Here is an 18,247-nt window from a genome sequence, read left to right as displayed (position 1 = left end):
AGGTGCGCAGGTTTCACGACTGCGCTGTGTGATCGGCCATCCGCGGGGCTGCGCGTCCACTACGGTCAGAGCGGTTCCGACGAGGTGGGGAGTACGCGATGGCCAGAACTGCGAAGAAGGCTGTGAAGAAGACGCCGAAGAAGGCCCCCGCCGGGCGCCTCCCGGAGCCGAAGGCGCAGCCCGTGGCGCGGGGGCATCTGCCGATCCCCGACCCCAAACACGTCGGGCTGACCACCTATGACGCCAAGGATCCCGACACCACCTACCCGCCGATCACGGCGCTGCGCCCTCCCGAGGGTGCGCCGAACGTGTTGATCGTGCTGATCGACGACGTCGGATTCGGGGCGTCCTCGGCCTTCGGCGGGCCGAGCCATACTCCCGTCGCCGAACGACTTGCCGCCAACGGGGTCAAACTCAACCGGTTCCACACCACGGCGCTGTGCTCACCAACCCGCCAGGCCCTGCTCACCGGTCGCAACCATCACTCGGTCGGGATGGGCGCCATCACCGAGATGGCCACCTCGGCGCCCGGCTACTCCAGCATCCGGCCAAAGGAGAAGGCGCCGATCGCCGAGACGCTGAGACTCAACGGATACTCGACCGCGCAGTTCGGCAAGTGCCACGAGGTGCCGGTGTGGGAGGTCTCACCGGTGGGGCCGTTTCACCAGTGGCCGACCGGTTCGGGTTTCGACTACTTCTACGGCTTCGTCGGCGGAGAAGCCAATCAGTACTACCCGGGTCTGTTCGAGGGCACCACCGCGGTCGAACCGCCCAGGACGCCGGAGGAGGGCTACACCCTCACCGAGGATCTTGCCGACCACGCCATCACCTGGGTTCGCCAGCAGAAAGCCCTGATGCCCGACAAGCCGTTCTTCGTATACTTCGCGCCCGGCGCCACCCACGCGCCGCACCACGTGCCGAAGCAGTGGTCAGACAAGTACCGCGGCATGTTCGACGAGGGCTGGGACGTGCTGCGCGAGCAGATCCTGGCCAGGCAGAAGAAGCTCGGCGTGGTGCCGAGCGCTGCCGAGCTGACCGCACGCCACGACGAGATTCCCGCGTGGGACGACATGTCCGACGATCTCAAGCCGGTGCTGGCCAGACAGATGGAAATCTACGCCGGATTTCTCGAGCAGACCGACCACGAAGTCGGTCGGCTCGTCGACGCGATCGAGGATCTGGGCGCGCTCGACAACACGCTGATCTACTACATCATCGGAGACAACGGCGCCTCGGCCGAAGGCACCCTCAACGGCTGCTTCAACGAGATGACCACGCTCAACGGCCTTCCCGGAATCGAGACCACCGAGTTCCTGCTCTCCAAGATCGACGACTTCGGCACCCCGGAGGCCTACAACCACTACGCCGTGGGCTGGGCGCACGCGCTGTGTGCGCCTTACCAGTGGACCAAGCAGGTGGCCTCGCACTGGGGTGGCACTCGCAACGGCACCATCGTGTCCTGGCCGGAGGGCCTGACCGATACCGGCGGGGTGCGCAATCAATTCCATCACGTCATCGACGTCGCACCGACCATTCTCGAGGCCGCGGATCTTCCCGCGCCGTACTCCGTCAACGGCATTACCCAGGCGCCGCTGGAGGGCACCAGCATGATGGCGTCCCTGCGCGATGCGAACGCGCCGGAATCCCACGACGTGCAGTACTTCGAGATGTTCGGCAACCGCGGCATCTACCACAAGGGCTGGACAGCGGTAACCAAACACCGTACCCCCTGGAAGGCCGACGTCCCACCGCCGTTCGATGCCGACGTCTGGGAACTCTACGGACCAGGGGATTGGACTCAGGCGCACGACCTTGCTGCCGATCAGCCCGGGAAACTCGCTGAGCTGCAACGGCTTTGGCTGATCGAAGCGGTCAAGTACAACGTCGTCCCGCTCGACGACCGCGGCTTCGAGCGCATCAACCCCGACATCGCGGGCCGCCCCCAGCTCATCAAGGGCAACAGCCAGATGCTGTTCCCGGGCATGCGGGTTGCCGAAGGCTGCGTGATCGTCGTGAAGAACAAGTCGCACTCCGTCACCGCCGACGTGGACGTGCCCAAGGGTGGCGCATCCGGGGTGATCTGCACTCAGGGCGGTAGCGCGGGCGGCTGGACCCTGTACGCGCACGAGGGCCGACTGCGATATTGCTACAACTTCTTCGGCATCGAGTATTACATCGTCTCGGCCCGCAGGAAGATCCCCACCGGCCGGCATCAGGTGCGCATGGAATTCGCCTACGACGGAGGCGGATTGGGCAAGGGCGGCGGCGTCACCCTCTACTACGACGGGGAGGCCGTCGGCAAGGGCCGGGCCAAACGCACCATCCCGATGGGCTTCTCCGCCGACGAGGCCTGCGATGTCGGACGTGACACGGGTTCGCCGGCGTCGCCGGACTACGGACCCTCCGGGAACGCCTTCACCGGGCGAATCGAATGGGTGCGCATCGACATCGGTGAGGACAGCCACGACCATCTGATCACCGCCGAGGATCGCGTCACGATGGCGATGGGCAAACAGTAGGTCAGCCCCGCAGCGCCTCGGCGAACTCGAGGGCCTCCTCCCACGTGGGCAGCAGACCCGCCGCGCGCGCCTCCTCCAGGGTGGGGGCTGCGGCGTCGCGGCCCGACAGCAGCGGCGCGCGACCGTCTACGGTGGGCCACTCGATACCCACGGCGGGATCGGTGGCCAGCACGGTGTGCTCACGCTCGGGGGAGTAGCCCGCCGAGCAGAGGTACATCACCGTCGAATCATCTTCCAGCGCAAGGAAAGCGTGACCCAGTCCCTCGGAGATGTAGATGGACCGACGGTCGCGGTCGTCGAGCAGCACCGAATCCCATTGGCCGAACGTGGGTGAGCCGACCCGGATATCGACGACGACGTCGAACACCGCGCCGCGCACGCACGTCACGTACTTCGCCTGGCTGGGCGGGAGCTGCGCGAAGTGCAGGCCGCGCAACACACCGGCCGACGAGGTCGAGCAGTTCGCCTGGCGCAGGTCGAAATCGTGTCCAGCGAATGCGTGGAAGCGCGGCTGGGTGAACCATTCGAAGAACATCCCGCGCGCGTCGCCGTGCAGCTGCGGGGTGATCTCCCACGCACCCTGCACACTCAGTTCCCGGGCCGTCACTGTCCGCGCTCCGCGTAGGCGGCTTCCACCGAGTCCTTGAGCGGGCGCCACCACCCCTCGTTGTCGCGATACCACTCGACCGTGGCCCGCAGGCCCTCCTCGAAATCGACATGTGCTGGCCGCCAACCGAGTTCTTCGTAGAGAACCTTCGGGTCGATGGCGTAGCGCAGATCGTGGCCGGCCCGGTCGGTCACGTGGTCGAAGTCGTCGGGCCCCTTGCCCATGATCCGCAGCAATGTGCGCATCACCGACAGGTTGTCGCGTTCCCCTTCCGCCCCGATCAGATACGTGCGCCCGATCTGACCGTCGACCAGAATGCGCCACACCGCACTGTTGTGGTCTTCGACGTGGATCCAGTCGCGCACATTGGCGCCAGCGCCATACAGCTTTGGGCGCCTGCCGCTGAGGATGTTGGTGATCTGGCGCGGGATGAACTTCTCTACGTGCTGGAAGGGGCCGTAGTTGTTGGAGCAGTTCGACAGCGTGGCGCGTACCCCGTATGACCTGACCCAGGCGCGCACCAGCATGTCGGCAGCCGCTTTGGTCGATGAGTACGGGCTGGACGGGTTGTACGGCGTGCCTTCGGTGAAGCGCATCGGATCGTCGAGTTCCAGGTCGCCGTACACCTCGTCGGTGGAGATGTGATGCAACCGGACCCCGTGCCTGCGCACCGCCTCGAGCACCGTGTAGGTGCCGATGACGTTGCTGTGCAGGAACGGGGCCGGATCCGCCAGCGCGTTGTCGACGTGGGTTTCGGCGGCGAAGTGGACGACTGCGTCCGCCTCAGCAACGAGGCGGGTGACCAGGTCGGCGTCGGTCACGTCGCCCTCGACCAGCCGGATGTCGTCCTGAACTGACAGCAGGGATTCCCTGCTACCTGCATAAGTCAGCGCATCGAGGACCGTGACACGATCGCCGCGGCGGACGGCTGAGTGCACGAAATTGGCCCCGATGAAACCGGCGCCACCGGTTACCAGCAATTGCATGGTGAGACACTATCCGTTGCTGCGCCCAGCCTGCGAGCGGTGCATGCGTTCCTTGCATCCGGCTCGGGGCCCGGTCGGTCGGCGGCTCAGGTCGGGATGCGGCAGACGCCCGTCACGATCTATCGTGTTGGCGATGCGCGGGGGGTGCAAATATCCGCCCGCTAAGGGGCGATTGGACCACGGAATGGCACACTGGCTGGTCACCGGTGCGACCGGCATGCTCGGCGTCGACCTGGTCAGCGCAGTTCGCCAGCGCGGCCATTCGGTTACCGCGTGCGGCCACGCAGACCTCGACATCACCGATGCCGCCGCGGTCGACTCGACGGTGGGCGGCCATGACGTCGTGGTCAACCTCGCAGCGTGGACGGCCGTGGATGCCGCCGAAGCGCAGGAAGACGCGGCGACCGTCGTCAATGGCATCGGCCCGGCCTACCTCGCGCAGGCATGTCGCCGTGCCGGCTCACGCATGATCCAGCTGTCGACCGACTATGTGTTCCCGGGTACCGCCGACGAGCCATACCGCGAGGATGCGCCGACAGATCCGGTCAACGCGTACGGACGTGGTAAGCGGGTTGGCGAACTCGCGGTGCGCATGACGCTGCCCGACTCTGGAATCGTCGTCCGCACCGCCTGGCTCTACGGTGCACACGGCCCCAACTTCGTGACCACCATCGCCCGGCTTGCGGCAGAACGCCCCACCCTCGATGTCGTCGACGATCAGCGTGGACAACCCACGTGGACCGCCGACGTCGCGGAGATGCTCATCGCGCTGGTCGACTCCGACGCTCCGGGCGGTGTCTACCACGCCACCAGCTCAGGTCAGACCACCTGGTTCGGACTGGCCCGCGCCGTGTTCGAGGAGCTCGGACTGGACCCTGCCCGGGTCCGACCCACCGACAGCACGGCGTTCGCCCGGCCGGCGCCGCGACCGGCCTACTCCGTGTTGAGCCACTCGGCGTCTGAGCGGGCAGGCCTCACTCCGATTCGGGACTGGCGCGATGCGCTGCGTGCCGCAGCGCCGACTGTGCTCGCGCAGTTTCAGCCAAGCGGCCCGTCTGATTCGACGCCGAACGCAGCCACCGACGGCCGCTGAGCATCATCGAACATAAAATCCAACGGAATCAACAAGATTCACCCATCAAAGCGCCACCGGATGCTGCGCCGTGTCACAAGCGGCGGCATCGACCACGTCAGAGGCCAAGCGGTCCAGCCAATTCCGACAGCGTCGGCAGCAGCTCGTCCCGCCCGCCGAGCACCTGGATCGTGACGTGATCTGCGCCCGCCTCGATGTGCTCGTTGAGGCGCGCGGCGATGTCCGCGGCTGAGCCGTGGGCGACAACGGCATCGATCAACTTGTCGCTGCCCGGCTTGGCGATATCGCGGTCGGTGAAGCCCAGCCGCTTCCAGCTGTTGAGGTAATTGCTCAGATCGAGGTAGAACCCCACGGTCTTGCGGCCGATCTCGCGGGCGCGCTCCTCATCGCGCTCATCGGTTGTCAGAACTACCTTGTGCTCCGGCGCCAAGAACACCGTATTGCCCAGCAATTCGCGCGCCTGCGCCGTGTGCTCGGGTGTGGTCAGGTACGGGTGTGCGCCTGCGCTGCGCAGAGCGGCCAGCTTGAGCACCTTCGGCCCCAGCGCCGCGACCACACGCCTGCTGGTGGGTACCTTGGCGCTGTCGAGCACATCGAGGTACTCGACGAGCACCTCGTAGGGCTTGCGGTACTCGTCGGTGTGTTCGGGGTGGCCTACCCCGATCCCGAGCAGGAACCGCCCTGGGAACTGCTTTTCGATGCGGTGATATGACTCGGCGACCTCATGGGCGTCGGCAGTCCAGACGTTGACGATCCCGGTGGCCACCCGTAGGTTCTCGGTCCGCTCGAGGATGGGCTCGACGAAGGCCAGGTCGCCCGCGGGTGATCCGCCCACCCACAGCGCGCCGTAGCCCAGTCTCTCGATCTGCTCGGCGTCGTCTGGGCTGATCGCCCCGAGCGTCCACACACCGAAGCGGCCCATGGCTGGCTTCAGCTCCACTGCATCGGTCATCGGGTGCCTTTCTTTGGAGTGCTGCAGTCGATCACTGCAGCCCGAGGGGGCCGGCCAACTCTGCAAGCGCCGGCACCAGCTTGTCGGGTGAGGTGAGCACCTGGATGGGCACATGGTCGGCACCTGCGTCGAGGTGTTCGGTGAGGCGGGCCGCGATCGCCTCGGTGGAGCCATGGGCCACCACGGCGTCGACGAGGCGGTCGCTTCCGGGCTTGGCGACGTCGGAGTCGGTGAAGCCCAACCTCTTCCAGCTGTTGAGGTAGTTCTGCAGATTCAGGTAGATCTCGAGTGCTCGCCGCCCCACCGCGCGCGCCACTTCTGAATCGGTGACATGCTCTTCGCGCAAGCGCTCATCGGTGGTCAGTACCACCTTGTGCTCCGGTGCCAGGAACGCCGACGGGCCGATCAGCGTGCGGGCCTCGGCTGTGTGCTCGGGGGTGGTGAGATAGGGATGTGCACCGGCGGAGCGCTCAGCCGAGAGCTTCAGCACCCGCGGGCCCAGCGCGGCGACCACCCGCCGCTGCTTGGGCACACCGTACTCGTCGAGCTTGTCCAGATACTCGGTCAGCGCGTCGTAGGGCTTCTGGTACACCGCCTGCACTTCCGGATGCCCGACACCGATCCCCAGCAGGAACCGTCCTGGGTAGGCCGTGTCGATCCGATGGAAGGAATCGGCGACGGGCCCAGCCGCCGCCGTCCAGACGTTGACGATCCCGGTCGCGACCTGAAGGGTGGTCGTCGCCCCGAGAATCGGCTCGACCCAGTCCAATTCGGCAGGCGGCGATCCGCCCACCCACACCGCGCCGTATCCGAGGGCTTCGATCTGCCTGGCTTGATCGGGGGTGACGCCGCGTCCGAACACTCCGAAGCGCCCCCCGAAGCGCCCCAGGTCGGGTTCACCGTGCAATTCCGTCATAGCGCGTGCAACCGCGCCATGTCCGGCGTCTATTCCGGCGTGGCCGAAGTCGCTGATGCGCGCGCTCCCGTTGCATTGGCCCCTGCGGTGGTGACTTCCGCCGGAGCCGGCGGTGCGGGGGCCTCCAGCGGCAACAGGATGCTGAACCGGGTGTCGCCGGGAACCGATTCCACGCGCAGATTGCCCTGATGCTTTTCGGCCACGATCCGCCAAGCCAGGTCCAGTCCGAGACCGGTGCCCTCCCCGAACGGCTTCGTGGTGAAGAACGGCGTGAATATGCGGTCCACGATCTCCTCGGGGATGCCCGGGCCGTCGTCGCAGATGTCCACCCGGATCATGTCGTCGCCGTCGCGCATGGTGCGCACCGTCAGGGTGCCGCTATAGTTCATCGACTGGATCGCGTTATCGATGATGTTGGTCCAGACCTGATTGAGATCGCCTGGGTAGCAGAGGATCTGGGGCAGTGACTTGTCGTAGTCCTTGACGAGTTTCACCGGGGCGTCCTTGCCGATCTTCTCCCCGAACATCATCAGGGTGCTGTGCAGGAGTTCATGGATATCGGCCGACTGATACGGCGCGCGATCCATCTGCGAGTACTGCTTGGTGCTGGCCAACAGTGCCGAGATGCGCTTGCTCGCCTCGGCGATTCGGTTGACCGACAGTTCGGTGTCGATGGTGTACTTCAGCCAGCCGATGGCACCTTGCAGGGTGGCCGAACAGTCGACGTCGTCGATCGAGGCCTCCACCCGCTCCAGCCAGTCGGTGTCCAGCCCCGCCTCCACGAACGTCGGTGCGTAGTCCCAGCCCGAGGCGATGCCGTGGTCCTCGAGCCATTCGCCGACCTGATCCTCGCGGTCGGACACCTCCAAGGCCGAGAGCTCCTGCATCTTGGCCTTGGCGACCTGCTCGGCGACCTCGTCCTGGATGCTCACCAGTACCCGTAGCGCCTCCGGGGTGAACTTCCCGTCGGCGAGCATCGCGAGCTTCAGGCGCATCTTGCCGACGTTGTCGCGCAGGTCGGAGACATCGCGGGAGATCGCGGCGGCGGGGTTATTCAGCTGATGGGTGAGCCCGGCCGTGATCGTCCCCAGGGCCAGCAGCTTCTCGCGCTGGCCCAGTATCTGACGTTGACGCAGCCCGCCGACCATGTGTCCCTCGAGCAGATGGACCGCCATCGGGAACTCCTGCTGCATGAACCTGGCGAACGCGGTTGCATCGAGCACGAAGAACCGCGACGGTTTCGTCACTCGCACGGATGCCTGGTAGACGTGCTCCTCACCGGGCACGTAGGCCGACCACGCCCCGCAGTACACACCGCGCTGGGAGGTCCGGTTGGTCTCGATGTCCACGCCGCCGGACCGCTTGGACATCACCAGCTCACCGTCGAGCAGGACGTAGAAGCAGGTCGCGGGATCGCCTTCCTGGCAGATCGGTCCCGGCTCGAACGAAGCGATGTGCCCGTTGGTGCACAAGGTCGCCAACTGTGCGTCGGTGAGCGCTTCGAACAGGAACAGCGTCCGCAGTTCGGTGGGCAGACATTTCTCGCCCATGGTCGTTCCTTCCTCTGGGGTCACAACGTCTGGTCGGTCGTCGCTTCGGCCGCGCCGTCGGGGACGGCGATACGGAGCGGGAGTATGGAGATGAAACGGGTGTCCCCGGGAGTCGATTCCACCCACATGGTTCCGCCGTGCTTGTGCACGATGCGGGAGGCGAAGTCCAAGCCCAGCCCGGTGCCCTCGCCGACGGGCTTGGTGGTGAAGAACGGGTCGAAGATGCGTTCCCGCAACTCCTCGGGTACCCCCGGCCCGGTATCGCATACCTCGACGCGGACCGCGTCGCCCATGTTGCGGGTGCGCAGGGTCAGCGTGCCGCTGCAGTTGCCGACGGCACGCACCGAGCGCATCGCTGCGACGGCGTTGGCGATGAGATTGGTCCACACTTGCCCCAGCTCGGCGGGATAACACTGGAACGCCGGCACCGATTCGTCGAATTCCTCGACCACGACGATGTCCGAGCCGATCGTGTGGGACTGCATCATCAGGGTGTTCCTGATGAGCTCGCCGACATCGGCGACATTGAACGGTGCGCGATCCAGATGCGAGTAATGCGCGGCCCGACCCACCAGGTTGGCCACCCTCGATGTGCAGTGGGTGATCTCGTTGACCAGCAGCTCGGTGTCGATGGTGCAGCTCAGCCAGTGCACGACCCCATCGAGCGACGCGGTGCCGTCGGCTTCCTCCAGCGTCGCCGCGATCCGTTCCAACCAGTCGGTGTCCAGCCCCGCCTCGGCGAAGGTCGGCGCCACCTCCCACGCGCCGTCGATGCCGTGCTCCTCCAGCCAGTCCCCGATCTGTTCCTCGCGGTCGCTCTTCTCCAGCGGCGCCAGGTCCTCGGCCTTGGCCGCCGCCTCGGCGACCTCGTCGGCGATTCCGACCAGGGCACGCATGGTGGCATGGCTGATGGTGCCGCCGGCCAGCGATCCCATCCGGTGCCGCACGCTGGCGACGCGGGTGCGCAACGCCGATGTTGCGCGCAGCGCGGCGGCGGCCGGGTTGTTCAGCTCATGGGTCAACCCCGCGGTCAGCTGCCCGAGCTGGAGCAAGCGGTCATGGGGTCCCACGATGCGGCTTTGGTGGAACCGGCCGAACATCTGCCCGACCAGGAAATGGCAGGCCATCGGGAACTCCGAGCGCATGAACTCGCCCATGGTGCTCGCCTCGAGGACGAACACGCGCGACGGTATGACGACGCGCGCCGAGGTCTCGTAGGCCTGCTCACCCTCGAGGAACGCCGACCACGCCCCGAAGTACGACCCCCGCTGCGCCGTGCGCACCGTCTCGATGTCCACCGCACCCGATCTCTTGGACAGGACGACCTCGCCGTCCAGCAGGACATAGAGAAAGGTGGCGGGTGCTCCTTCGGTGAACAACGGGCCCGGCTCGAGGTGCTCGACGTGGCCGTCGGAGTGCAGGCGGTCGAGCTGGGCGTCGGTCAGCGCCTCGAACAGAAACAGCGTGCGCAGCTCGTCACGGGTGCACGCAGCATCATCGGTCGCCGTCATCGGCCGGTCTCCTACGCCTCGGCGAGGTAGCGGTGGACGAACATCACGGCCATCGACCCCTCGCCCACGGCGGCGGCCACTCGTTTCGCAGATTCAGATCGCACGTCTCCTGCAACAAACACACCGGGCACACTTGTTTCCAGGTGATGTGGCGGCCGGTCCAGCGGCCACCCCGACTCGGGTCGCAAGTCCGGTCCCGACAGCACGAAGCCACGGGCGTCGCGGGCGATCTCGGGGGGCAGCCAGTCGGTGCGGGGTTGCGCGCCGATGAAGATGAATAGCTGCGTGCAGTTGACATCGGTCGTCTCGCCGGTGCGGTTGTCGACGAGCGTGAGCCGTTCCAGGCCCTCGGTGCCGGATGCGCGGCAGACCTGGGTGTTGGTGTGCACCTCGATGTTTTCGGTGGCCTCGATCTGCTGGATCAAGTAGAAGGACATCGACGCTTCGAGCGAGGGTCCGCGCACCACCAGGTGCACCTTGGCGGCCTTCTTGGCCAGGTTCATCGCGGCCTGGCCCGCGGAGTTGGCCCCGCCGACCACGTAGACCTCCTCGTTCTCGCATTGGGAGGCGACGTAGGTGGCGGCACCGTAGTAGACGCCCTTGCCGACCAGGTTGCGCTCATCGCCGTTGGCCCCGTTGCAGCCGTCGGCGTCCAGTTCGCGGTAGGACACGCCGGTCGCCAGGATCACCGCACGACAGTCGATCGACCCGCCGTCGGCGAACCGGATGGTGCGGGTGTTGCCGTGCAGCTCGAGCGCCACGGCCTCGCGCGCGGTAATGAGGTCGGCCTCGAACTTTTCCGCCTGCCTTCGGGCGCGGTCGGCGAGCTGGTCGCCGCGCACGCCGTCGGGAAAGCCCAGGTAGTTCTCGATCCGCGAGCTCTGACCGGCTTGACCACCGGTGGCGACCGCCTCGATGAGCACGGTCTTGAGTCCTTCGGAGGCGCCGTAGACGGCCGCGGCGAGCCCGCCGGGACCGCCACCGATGACGGCGAGGTCGTAGAAGTCCTCCCGCGGTTCGGTCGACAACCCCAGCCGTGCCGCCAGGTCGGTATTGGACGGGTCGACCATCGGATCGCCGTCCTCGGAGATGACCACCGGCAGATGCCGGTCATCGAGGCCGGCGGCCTCCAGCAGGCGCCTGCCCTCGTCGTCGTCGGCGAAGATCCAGTGATAGGGCAGCCGGTTGCTGGCCAGGAACTCGCGGACCTCGGAGGACCGCCTGCTGAACCGGTGGCCGATGATCTTGGTGTTGGGCATCGGATGGCCACCGTCGGCACGCCACGCCTCGATCAGGGCGTCGATGACGGGGTAGAGCTTCTCCTCGGGCGGGTCCCACGGCTTGAGCAGGTAGTGGTCGAGGTCGACGACGTTGATGGCGTCGATCGCGGCGTGCGTGTCGGCGTAGGCGGTCAGCAGCACCCGGCGCGCCATCGGGTAGAGGTCCATCGCCTGTTCGAGGAATTCGATGCCGCTCATCTGCGGCATCCGGTAGTCGGCGACGAACACCGAGACGGTGTCGCCGCGCAGCTTGAGTTCTTTGAGGGTGTCGAGTGCGTCGGGGCCGGTTTCGGCCCGCACGATCCGGAAGTTCTCGCCGTAGTGGCGGCGCAGATCCCGTGCCACGGCGCGGGAGACGGCGGGATCGTCGTCGACGGTGAGGATGATGGGTTTACGGGGCTGGGACTCTGGACCAGTCATAACGCCATCAAGTATGCGCTCGGCGCGGAGTCCGTCGACGGGCGATGTCCGGTTGTTACTCCGTCGGCGAAACGGCCTGGCCGTTGGTTAAGACTCCGGGGTCGCGATTGAGCATCGCCGCCAAGTCCACTCCGGACGCCTTGAGCGCCTCGATGATCTTTGCCACCGCCAGCGGACTGACACCGAGCAGGCCGCCGACCGCCTCCTGGGCGTCGCCCGCGCCGCCGATGATCGACAACCGTTCGATCTCCGACAGCGGCATCGCCGCGGCCTCGGTGGCTTTCACCACGGAGGCCAGGACGTCCGGGAGGGTCTGCAACCGCGCAGCCTCCGGGCTGTAGGCGTTCAGCGCCGCCGCGATCTCCTTCTTGCCGTCGGCCTCGGCGACCAGATTGGCCCTGATGCCGTCCGCTTCCGCCTGCCGCTCGACCCGCATCGCATCGGCGGCCGCCTTTCGCGCGTCGGCCTCGGCCTGTCCGGCCTGGCGGGCGCCTTCGGCTTGGGCCTGCGCCGCCAGAATCGCGGCCTGGCGCTGACCTTCGGCACGGGCGATGTCGGCCTGGCGCTGCGCCTCCGCGGGCGCGATGACGTCGGCCTGCAACGCCGCCTGGGCCTGCTCGCTGCGCCGCTGTTCCACCTCGATGCGGGCCTGGATCCGGGCCGCCTCGGCCTGCTCGACGGCGATACCGACGTCCTTCTGTGCCCGGGCATTGGCCAGTGGACCGGCCTGGTCGGCCTGTGCGTTCTCCGCCTCGGTCTGTGCCCTCAGCCGGGCGAGTTCGACGTCGCGCTTCTGGTTGGCGGTCGCGATCGCGGTGTCGGCCTCGGCCTGGGCGATGGCGCCTTCCTGCCGGGCCCTGGCCGACTGGATCTGCGAATCGCGTTCGGCCTCGGCGGTGCCGACGGCCGCGTCGCGTTTCACCTCGGCGATGCGCCGCTGGCCGAGCGACTCCAGGTAGCCGTTGCGGTCGGAGATGCCCGCAATCTTGAGCACGTCGACCTCCATGCCGATCCTGGCGAGGTCGCCGCCCGCCTCGTCGACCACGCTGCGGGCCAGGCTGTCGCGGTTGGAGTTGAGGTCTTCGACGGTCATGGTTGCGGTGATGCCGCGCAGGCTGCCCGCGAGGATCTCGTTGATCTGGCGCTGCAGTTCGTTCAGGTCGGAGGTCAAGAAGCGCTGCACCGCCGTCTGCACGGCCTCTTCGGCCGAGCCGATCCGGACCAGGCCGACGGCCTCCACGTTGACCGGAACGCCGTTGTTGGACAACGCGTTCTGCAGGTTGATGCTCACGTTGAACGGTTCCAGGCTCATGATGTCGACGCGTTCGATGCCGGGCACGCGGAACCGTGCGCCGCCGCGTACCACCTTCGGGGCGCCGCGTCCGGTGAACACCGCCACCTCGTTCGGCGGGACCTTGATGTAGTTCTTGACGTACACGACGGGTAGGACGACCAGCAGGAGCAGGGCGGCGATCGCCGCGACGACGATGATCGTGAAGGTGGACATGGAGTTCAGCCTCTCGGTGTGATCAGTGGTCGGGTACGGCAACGACGTGGACGTAGTCGGCGTCGACGTCGGCGATGTAGACGAGGGTGGTTTTGGGCAGCGCGGCCGGTTCGCTCGTCTTGGCGCGCGAACGCACCCGGTTGCCGTCGGCGTCGACGAATGAGACCTCACCCCATCCGTCCGGGGATACGTCGAGCGTGACGGTGCCGAGGAGGCCGATGTAGGACATCCGGCCACGGTGCGAGTTGCTCTGCTGTCGGCGCAGGTAGGGCAACAGCAGCCCCTGAAGCGTGGCGACCAGGGCGGCCCCGCTGCCGGCCGCCACCGCACCGGCGCCGACGCCACTCAATCCGGCCCACGTCGAGACCAGGCCGCCGGTGCCCGCACCGAGCAAGGCGGCCGACGCCCCGGTGAGGCTCAGGAATGGCATCCCGTCATGCCCGGCCACGTCGAAGTCGGTGAGCAGCAGCGCCGACAACACCGCGATAGCTCCGACGACGAACGCGGCCACATACACAGGTATCAACGGAATCCTCCGGCGCGCATCTCGAGCTGCGGGTGTCGTGCCATCCCTTCCATTCTGTTAGCTGGTCGGGGGATTGTGGGGACTTGCGGGGACGCAGTATCGAGGATTTTGGGGCACGCCGCCAAGCGAGTACTATTGACCAACGGTGCGGCCCCCGCGCCGACTCCTGTGTGCCCTGCCTGGAACTTCACGGAATTTCCGACTTCGCGCTCACGTTGTGTAGTCGGAGCGAAAGCTGTGCCGTCGCGGAAATCGCCGTCACGAGCGGCGATGACGCTGATTCGCCGTCCGCACGACGAATCGTGAAGGCGCCGAAACAACTAGAAGGACCCAGAAAGACACGGAGGATCTCCGAACAGTATGGCCAAGAAAGACGGTGCCATCGAGGTCGAGGGCCGCGTGGTCGAGCCCCTGCCCAATGCGATGTTCCGCATTGAGTTGGAGAACGGTCACAAGGTGCTTGCCCACATCAGCGGCAAGATGCGGCAGCACTACATCCGCATCCTGCCCGAGGACCGTGTCGTGGTGGAGTTGTCGCCCTACGATCTGTCCCGGGGCCGCATCGTTTACCGCTACAAGTGACGAGCCCGCGCAAGTCATCGACCAGCGCACCCAGAAGAACGCAAACACAGCGACACCCGCAACAACTATGTGACGAGCGCCTGCGCGAGTCACGCCCGAACACCGCACACCCGAACACAGAAGGATCGAGTAAGCCGTGAAGGTGAACCCGAGCGTCAAGCCCATCTGCGATAAGTGCAGGGTGATCCGCCGGCATGGGCGGGTCATGGTGATCTGCTCCGATCCCCGCCACAAGCAGAGACAGGGTTAGCCAGGGCGTCCGAAAGGACCTGGCCGACAGTCGGCACGCAACAACTGAATGCAGACCTCCCAGGTCCATCGGGTGGATAGGCCACCCCAACACGTCCGGCACGGAGGCCGGACCCCCTGCAAGAGGTGGGGAACGGACTGGGAACAGACCTCCGCATAGAGAAAGAACACACCACTGTGGCACGTCTAGTGGGCGTTGATCTTCCGCGCGACAAGCGCATGGAGATCGCGCTGACCTACATCTACGGCATCGGCCGTACCCGCTCCCAGGAGATCCTGGCGGCCACCGGCATCGACCGGGACCTGCGCACCAAGGACCTGACCGACGATCAGGTGACCCATCTGCGCGACTACATCGAGGCGAACTTGAAGGTGGAGGGCGACCTGCGCCGCGAGGTGCAGGCCGACATCCGCCGCAAGATCGAGATCGGCTGCTACCAGGGCCTGCGGCACCGCCGCGGTCTGCCGGTGCGTGGCCAGCGGACCAAGACCAACGCGCGCACCCGGAAGGGTCCGAAGCGCACCATCGCCGGCAAGAAGAAGGCCAGGTAACCGATGCCACCGAAGAAAGCGACCGCTGCCACCGCCAAGAAGGGGCAGAAGGCCCAGAAGACGCGGCGCCGGGAAAAGAAGAATGTTCCGCACGGCGCAGCGCACATCAAGAGCACGTTCAACAACACCATCGTGTCGATCACCGATCCGCAGGGCAACGTCATCGCCTGGGCGTCTTCGGGCCACGTCGGCTTCAAGGGCTCGCGCAAGTCGACCCCGTTCGCCGCGCAGCTGGCCGCCGAGAACGCGGCCCGCAAGGCCCAGGAGCACGGTGTGAAGAAGGTCGACGTGTTCGTCAAGGGCCCGGGTTCGGGCCGCGAGACCGCAATCCGCTCCCTGCAGGCCGCCGGCCTCGAGGTCGGCGCGATTTCCGACGTCACCCCGCAACCGCACAACGGCTGCCGTCCGCCCAAGCGCCGTCGGGTCTAGTCGGCTAGGGAAGAGGAGACAGACAAGATGGCTCGTTACACCGGACCTGCGACCCGCAAGTCGCGCCGCCTCGGCGTCGACCTGGTCGGCGGCGATCAGTCCTTCGAGAAGCGTCCCTACCCGCCCGGCCAGCACGGCCGCGCGCGCGTCAAGGACAGCGAGTACCGCCAGCAGCTGCAGGAGAAGCAAAAGGCGCGCTTCACCTACGGCGTGCTGGAGAAGCAATTCCGTCGCTACTACGACGAGGCCGTGCGCCAGCCCGGCAAGACCGGCGACAACCTGCTGCGCATCCTGGAAAGCCGGCTTGACAACGTCGTGTACCGCGCCGGCCTGGCGCGTACCCGTCGGATGGCCCGTCAGCTGGTCAGCCACGGTCACTTCACCGTCAACGGCGTCAAGGTCGACATCCCGAGCTACCGGGTGTCGCAGTACGACATCATCGACGTCAAGGACAAGTCGCTGAACACCGACCCGTTCATCATCGCGCGCGAGACCGCGGGTGACCGTCCGATCCCGGCCTGGCTGCAGGTCGTCGGCGAACGCCAGCGGATCCTCGTGCACCAGCTGCCCGAGCGGGCCCAGATCGTCATCCCGCTCACCGAGCAGCTGATCGTCGAGCTGTACTCGAAGTAAGGCTCTCCCGGCCGTCCGGATGGCGGTTCGGGAGTATCTCCCGCGCGCGGGGGATCAACGCGGCATCAAATAGCGGGTGCCGTGAAGGAGGATAAGAACACATGCTCATTTCTCAGCGACCCATGCTGTCCGAAGAGGTTGTTGCCGAGAACCGCTCCCGGTTCGTCATCGAACCGCTCGAGCCCGGATTCGGCTACACCCTTGGCAACTCACTGCGGCGCACCCTGCTGTCGTCCATTCCGGGCGCGGCGGTCACCAGCATCCGCATCGACGGCGTGCTGCACGAGTTCACCACCGTGCCGGGGGTCAAGGAGGATGTCACCGACATCATCCTGAACCTCAAGGCGCTGGTGGTGTCCTCCGAGGAGGACGAACCGGTCACCATGTACCTGCGCAAGCAGGGTCCGGGTGAGGTCACCGCGGGCGACATCGTTCCGCCCGCCGGCGTGACGGTGCACAACGCCGACATGCACATCGCCACCCTCAACGAGAAGGGCAAGCTCGAGGTCGAACTCGTCGTCGAGCGGGGTCGCGGCTACGTGCCGGCCGTGCAGAACAAGGCCTCGGGCGCCGAGATCGGCCGCATCCCGATCGATTCCATCTACTCACCCGTGCTCAAGGTCACCTATAAGGTGGAGGCCACCCGCGTCGAGCAGCGCACCGACTTCGACAAGCTGATCCTCGACGTCGAGACCAAGAATTCGATCAGCCCGCGCGACGCTCTGGCGTCTGCCGGTAAGACGCTGGTCGAATTGTTCGGTCTGGCACGGGAACTCAACATCGAGGCCGAGGGCATCGAGATCGGGCCGTCGCCGGCCGAGGCCGATCACATCGCCAGCTTCGCGCTGCCGATCGACGACCTGGACCTGACGGTGCGCTCGTACAACTGCCTCAAGCGCGAGGGTGTGCACACGGTGGGCGAGCTCGTCGCCCGCACGGAGTCCGATCTGCTGGACATCCGCAACTTCGGCCAGAAGTCCATCGACGAGGTCAAGATCAAGCTGCATCAGCTGGGTCTCTCCCTCAAGGACAGCCCGGCCACGTTCGATCCGTCCGAGGTCGCCGGCTACGACGTCGCCACCGGCACCTGGAACAGCGATGCCGGCTACGACTCGGGCTACGACGCTGACACCGACCAGGACTACGCCGAAACCGAACAGCTCTAACAGGGCACATTCCCACCCCAGCTTCGCCCGCCCGAATCCGTCCCGGCCCTACCTGATACGGGGGCCGGCCCCACAAGGAGATAAGTCGCAATGCCCAAGCCCACCAAGGGCCCTCGCCTCGGCGGGTCGTCCTCACACCAGAAGGCGATCCTGGCCAACCTGGCCACGTCGCTGTTCGAGCACGGCCGGATCAAGACGACCGAGCCCAAGGCCCGGGCGCTGCGGCCGTACGCGGAGAAGTTGATCACCCACGCCAAGAAGGGTGCGCTGCACAACCGGCGTGAGGTGATGAAGAAGATCCGCGACAAGGATGTGGTGCACACCCTGTTCGCCGAGATCGGGCCGTTCTTCGCCGACCGCAATGGCGGTTACACCCGCATCATCAAGGTCGAGAACCGTAAGGGCGACAACGCGCCGATGGCGGTCATCGAGCTGGTGCGGGAGAAGACGGTGACGTCGGAAGCAACCGGGGTGGCCAACCGCGCAAGGCGGGCGGCCGCATCGCAGGCCGCTGCGGCGCCCGCCGCTGCCGCGCCGGTTGCCGAGGACGCTCCGGTCGAGGATGCCTTGGTCGAGGACGCTCCGGTCGAGGAAGCCGTGGTTGAGGATGCCGTGGTTGAGGATGCTCCGGAGACGGTCGCCGACGCGGAGGTCGAAGACGCGGCGATCGGGGATGCCCAGACCGCCGAGTCCGGTGCTGTCGAAGACAGCACCGACGCAGACGAGGACAAGGCCGACGAGGCCAAGTCCTAGTCACGAGACACCGAGC

The 18,247-nt window shown here is 66.5% G+C and carries 18 protein-coding genes; 9 read left to right on the top strand and 9 right to left on the bottom strand.

Annotated elements, in window-relative coordinates; all coding sequences use genetic code 11:
- The first annotated feature begins 98 nt into the window (after positions 1–98).
- On the top strand, positions 99–2,519 hold the full coding sequence (locus ADBZ6K_RS20280; RefSeq protein WP_526349990.1) for an arylsulfatase: 2,421 nt from the start codon (positions 99–101) through the stop codon (positions 2,517–2,519).
- A gap of 1 nt (position 2,520) precedes the next feature.
- On the opposite strand, the gene rfbC is transcribed toward ADBZ6K_RS20280, so the two are convergent.
- Together rfbC and rfbB are read right to left on the bottom strand one after the other, a co-directional pair.
- Positions 2,521–3,126, bottom strand: coding sequence for a dTDP-4-dehydrorhamnose 3,5-epimerase (rfbC, locus tag ADBZ6K_RS20275; protein ID WP_526349988.1), 606 nt, complete (start codon positions 3,124–3,126; stop codon positions 2,521–2,523).
- Entirely contained in the window at positions 3,123–4,112 is a 990-nt protein-coding gene (gene rfbB / locus ADBZ6K_RS20270) for a dTDP-glucose 4,6-dehydratase (protein WP_526349986.1), read from the bottom strand. The genes rfbC and rfbB overlap by 4 nt, the downstream gene beginning before the upstream one ends.
- 184 nt (positions 4,113–4,296) lie before the next feature.
- Here rfbB and rfbD point away from each other — a divergent pair, with 184 nt between their 5' ends.
- Positions 4,297–5,205 (top strand): dTDP-4-dehydrorhamnose reductase, encoded by a 909-nt coding sequence (gene rfbD, locus ADBZ6K_RS20265; protein WP_526349984.1) that lies wholly within the window; start codon positions 4,297–4,299, stop codon positions 5,203–5,205.
- A gap of 97 nt (positions 5,206–5,302) precedes the next feature.
- On the opposite strand, the gene ADBZ6K_RS20260 is transcribed toward rfbD, so the two are convergent.
- From ADBZ6K_RS20260 to ADBZ6K_RS20230, 7 genes are read right to left on the bottom strand one after another with little or no spacing between them, the layout of a single operon-like run.
- A complete protein-coding gene (locus ADBZ6K_RS20260) occupies positions 5,303–6,157 on the bottom strand; it encodes an LLM class F420-dependent oxidoreductase (RefSeq protein WP_526349982.1) in 855 nt (284 codons plus the stop codon).
- 31 nt (positions 6,158–6,188) lie between these two features.
- Positions 6,189–7,073: an LLM class F420-dependent oxidoreductase gene (locus ADBZ6K_RS20255; RefSeq protein ID WP_526349980.1), complete on the bottom strand. Its 885-nt coding sequence runs from the start codon at positions 7,071–7,073 to the stop codon at positions 6,189–6,191.
- A 29-nt stretch (positions 7,074–7,102) separates the two neighbouring features.
- Positions 7,103–8,623 (bottom strand): ATP-binding protein, encoded by a 1,521-nt coding sequence (locus ADBZ6K_RS20250; protein WP_526349978.1) that lies wholly within the window; start codon positions 8,621–8,623, stop codon positions 7,103–7,105.
- Between the two features lie 20 nt (positions 8,624–8,643).
- A complete protein-coding gene (locus ADBZ6K_RS20245; RefSeq protein ID WP_526349976.1) occupies positions 8,644–10,134 on the bottom strand; it encodes an ATP-binding protein in 1,491 nt (496 codons plus the stop codon).
- Between the two features lie 11 nt (positions 10,135–10,145).
- Positions 10,146–11,834, bottom strand: coding sequence for an NAD(P)/FAD-dependent oxidoreductase (locus ADBZ6K_RS20240; RefSeq protein ID WP_526349974.1), 1,689 nt, complete (start codon positions 11,832–11,834; stop codon positions 10,146–10,148).
- 55 nt (positions 11,835–11,889) lie between these two features.
- Positions 11,890–13,341 (bottom strand): flotillin family protein, encoded by a 1,452-nt coding sequence (locus ADBZ6K_RS20235; protein WP_526349972.1) that lies wholly within the window; start codon positions 13,339–13,341, stop codon positions 11,890–11,892.
- Between the two features lie 22 nt (positions 13,342–13,363).
- On the bottom strand, positions 13,364–13,867 hold the full coding sequence (locus ADBZ6K_RS20230; protein WP_526349970.1) for a hypothetical protein: 504 nt from the start codon (positions 13,865–13,867) through the stop codon (positions 13,364–13,366).
- A 360-nt stretch (positions 13,868–14,227) separates the two neighbouring features.
- On the opposite strand from ADBZ6K_RS20230, the gene infA reads away from it, so the two are divergent.
- The 7 genes from infA to rplQ all read left to right on the top strand — a co-directional run bounded on the left by infA (position 14,228) and on the right by rplQ (position 18,231).
- Positions 14,228–14,449, top strand: coding sequence for a translation initiation factor IF-1 (gene infA, locus ADBZ6K_RS20225; RefSeq protein WP_003418601.1), 222 nt, complete (start codon positions 14,228–14,230; stop codon positions 14,447–14,449).
- 136 nt (positions 14,450–14,585) lie between these two features.
- On the top strand, positions 14,586–14,699 hold the full coding sequence (gene rpmJ, locus ADBZ6K_RS20220) for a 50S ribosomal protein L36 (protein WP_003879483.1): 114 nt from the start codon (positions 14,586–14,588) through the stop codon (positions 14,697–14,699).
- Positions 14,700–14,875: 176 nt separating this feature from the next.
- Entirely contained in the window at positions 14,876–15,250 is a 375-nt protein-coding gene (gene rpsM, locus ADBZ6K_RS20215) for a 30S ribosomal protein S13 (protein ID WP_526349968.1), read from the top strand.
- 3 nt (positions 15,251–15,253) lie between these two features.
- Positions 15,254–15,679 (top strand): 30S ribosomal protein S11, encoded by a 426-nt coding sequence (rpsK, locus tag ADBZ6K_RS20210; protein ID WP_526349966.1) that lies wholly within the window; start codon positions 15,254–15,256, stop codon positions 15,677–15,679.
- Positions 15,680–15,706: 27 nt separating this feature from the next.
- On the top strand, positions 15,707–16,312 hold the full coding sequence (rpsD, locus tag ADBZ6K_RS20205) for a 30S ribosomal protein S4 (protein WP_526349964.1): 606 nt from the start codon (positions 15,707–15,709) through the stop codon (positions 16,310–16,312).
- A 101-nt stretch (positions 16,313–16,413) separates the two neighbouring features.
- Entirely contained in the window at positions 16,414–17,478 is a 1,065-nt protein-coding gene (locus ADBZ6K_RS20200; protein WP_526349962.1) for a DNA-directed RNA polymerase subunit alpha, read from the top strand.
- A 90-nt stretch (positions 17,479–17,568) separates the two neighbouring features.
- Positions 17,569–18,231, top strand: coding sequence for a 50S ribosomal protein L17 (gene rplQ / locus ADBZ6K_RS20195; protein WP_526349960.1), 663 nt, complete (start codon positions 17,569–17,571; stop codon positions 18,229–18,231).
- Positions 18,232–18,247 lie beyond the last annotated feature (16 nt).

This window comes from Mycobacterium sp. (assembly GCF_044223235.1).
GTDB lineage: Bacteria > Actinomycetota > Actinomycetes > Mycobacteriales > Mycobacteriaceae > Mycobacterium.
The sequence above is the reverse complement of the archived record's forward strand: the minus strand, read 5'-3'. Positions and strand labels throughout refer to the sequence as shown.

Bases quoted from the DNA above. Each gene is read 5' to 3' on its own strand.
- ADBZ6K_RS20235 (WP_526349972.1), bottom strand. From the start codon at position 13,341: ATGTCCACCTTCACGATCATCGTCGTCGCGGCGATCGCCGCCCTGCTC.
- ADBZ6K_RS20255 (WP_526349980.1), bottom strand. From the start codon at position 7,073: ATGACGGAATTGCACGGTGAACCCGACCTGGGGCGCTTCGGGGGGCGC.
- rpsD (WP_526349964.1), top strand. From the start codon at position 15,707: ATGGCTCGTTACACCGGACCTGCGACCCGCAAGTCGCGCCGCCTCGGC.
- rplQ (WP_526349960.1), top strand. From the start codon at position 17,569: ATGCCCAAGCCCACCAAGGGCCCTCGCCTCGGCGGGTCGTCCTCACAC.
- ADBZ6K_RS20250 (WP_526349978.1), bottom strand. From the start codon at position 8,623: ATGGGCGAGAAATGTCTGCCCACCGAACTGCGGACGCTGTTCCTGTTC.
- ADBZ6K_RS20240 (WP_526349974.1), bottom strand. From the start codon at position 11,834: ATGACTGGTCCAGAGTCCCAGCCCCGTAAACCCATCATCCTCACCGTC.
- ADBZ6K_RS20280 (WP_526349990.1), top strand. From the start codon at position 99: ATGGCCAGAACTGCGAAGAAGGCTGTGAAGAAGACGCCGAAGAAGGCC.
- rpsK (WP_526349966.1), top strand. From the start codon at position 15,254: ATGCCACCGAAGAAAGCGACCGCTGCCACCGCCAAGAAGGGGCAGAAG.
- rfbB (WP_526349986.1), bottom strand. From the start codon at position 4,112: ATGCAATTGCTGGTAACCGGTGGCGCCGGTTTCATCGGGGCCAATTTC.
- ADBZ6K_RS20245 (WP_526349976.1), bottom strand. From the start codon at position 10,134: ATGACGGCGACCGATGATGCTGCGTGCACCCGTGACGAGCTGCGCACG.
- ADBZ6K_RS20200 (WP_526349962.1), top strand. From the start codon at position 16,414: ATGCTCATTTCTCAGCGACCCATGCTGTCCGAAGAGGTTGTTGCCGAG.
- ADBZ6K_RS20260 (WP_526349982.1), bottom strand. From the start codon at position 6,157: ATGACCGATGCAGTGGAGCTGAAGCCAGCCATGGGCCGCTTCGGTGTG.
- infA (WP_003418601.1), top strand. From the start codon at position 14,228: ATGGCCAAGAAAGACGGTGCCATCGAGGTCGAGGGCCGCGTGGTCGAG.
- rfbD (WP_526349984.1), top strand. From the start codon at position 4,297: ATGGCACACTGGCTGGTCACCGGTGCGACCGGCATGCTCGGCGTCGAC.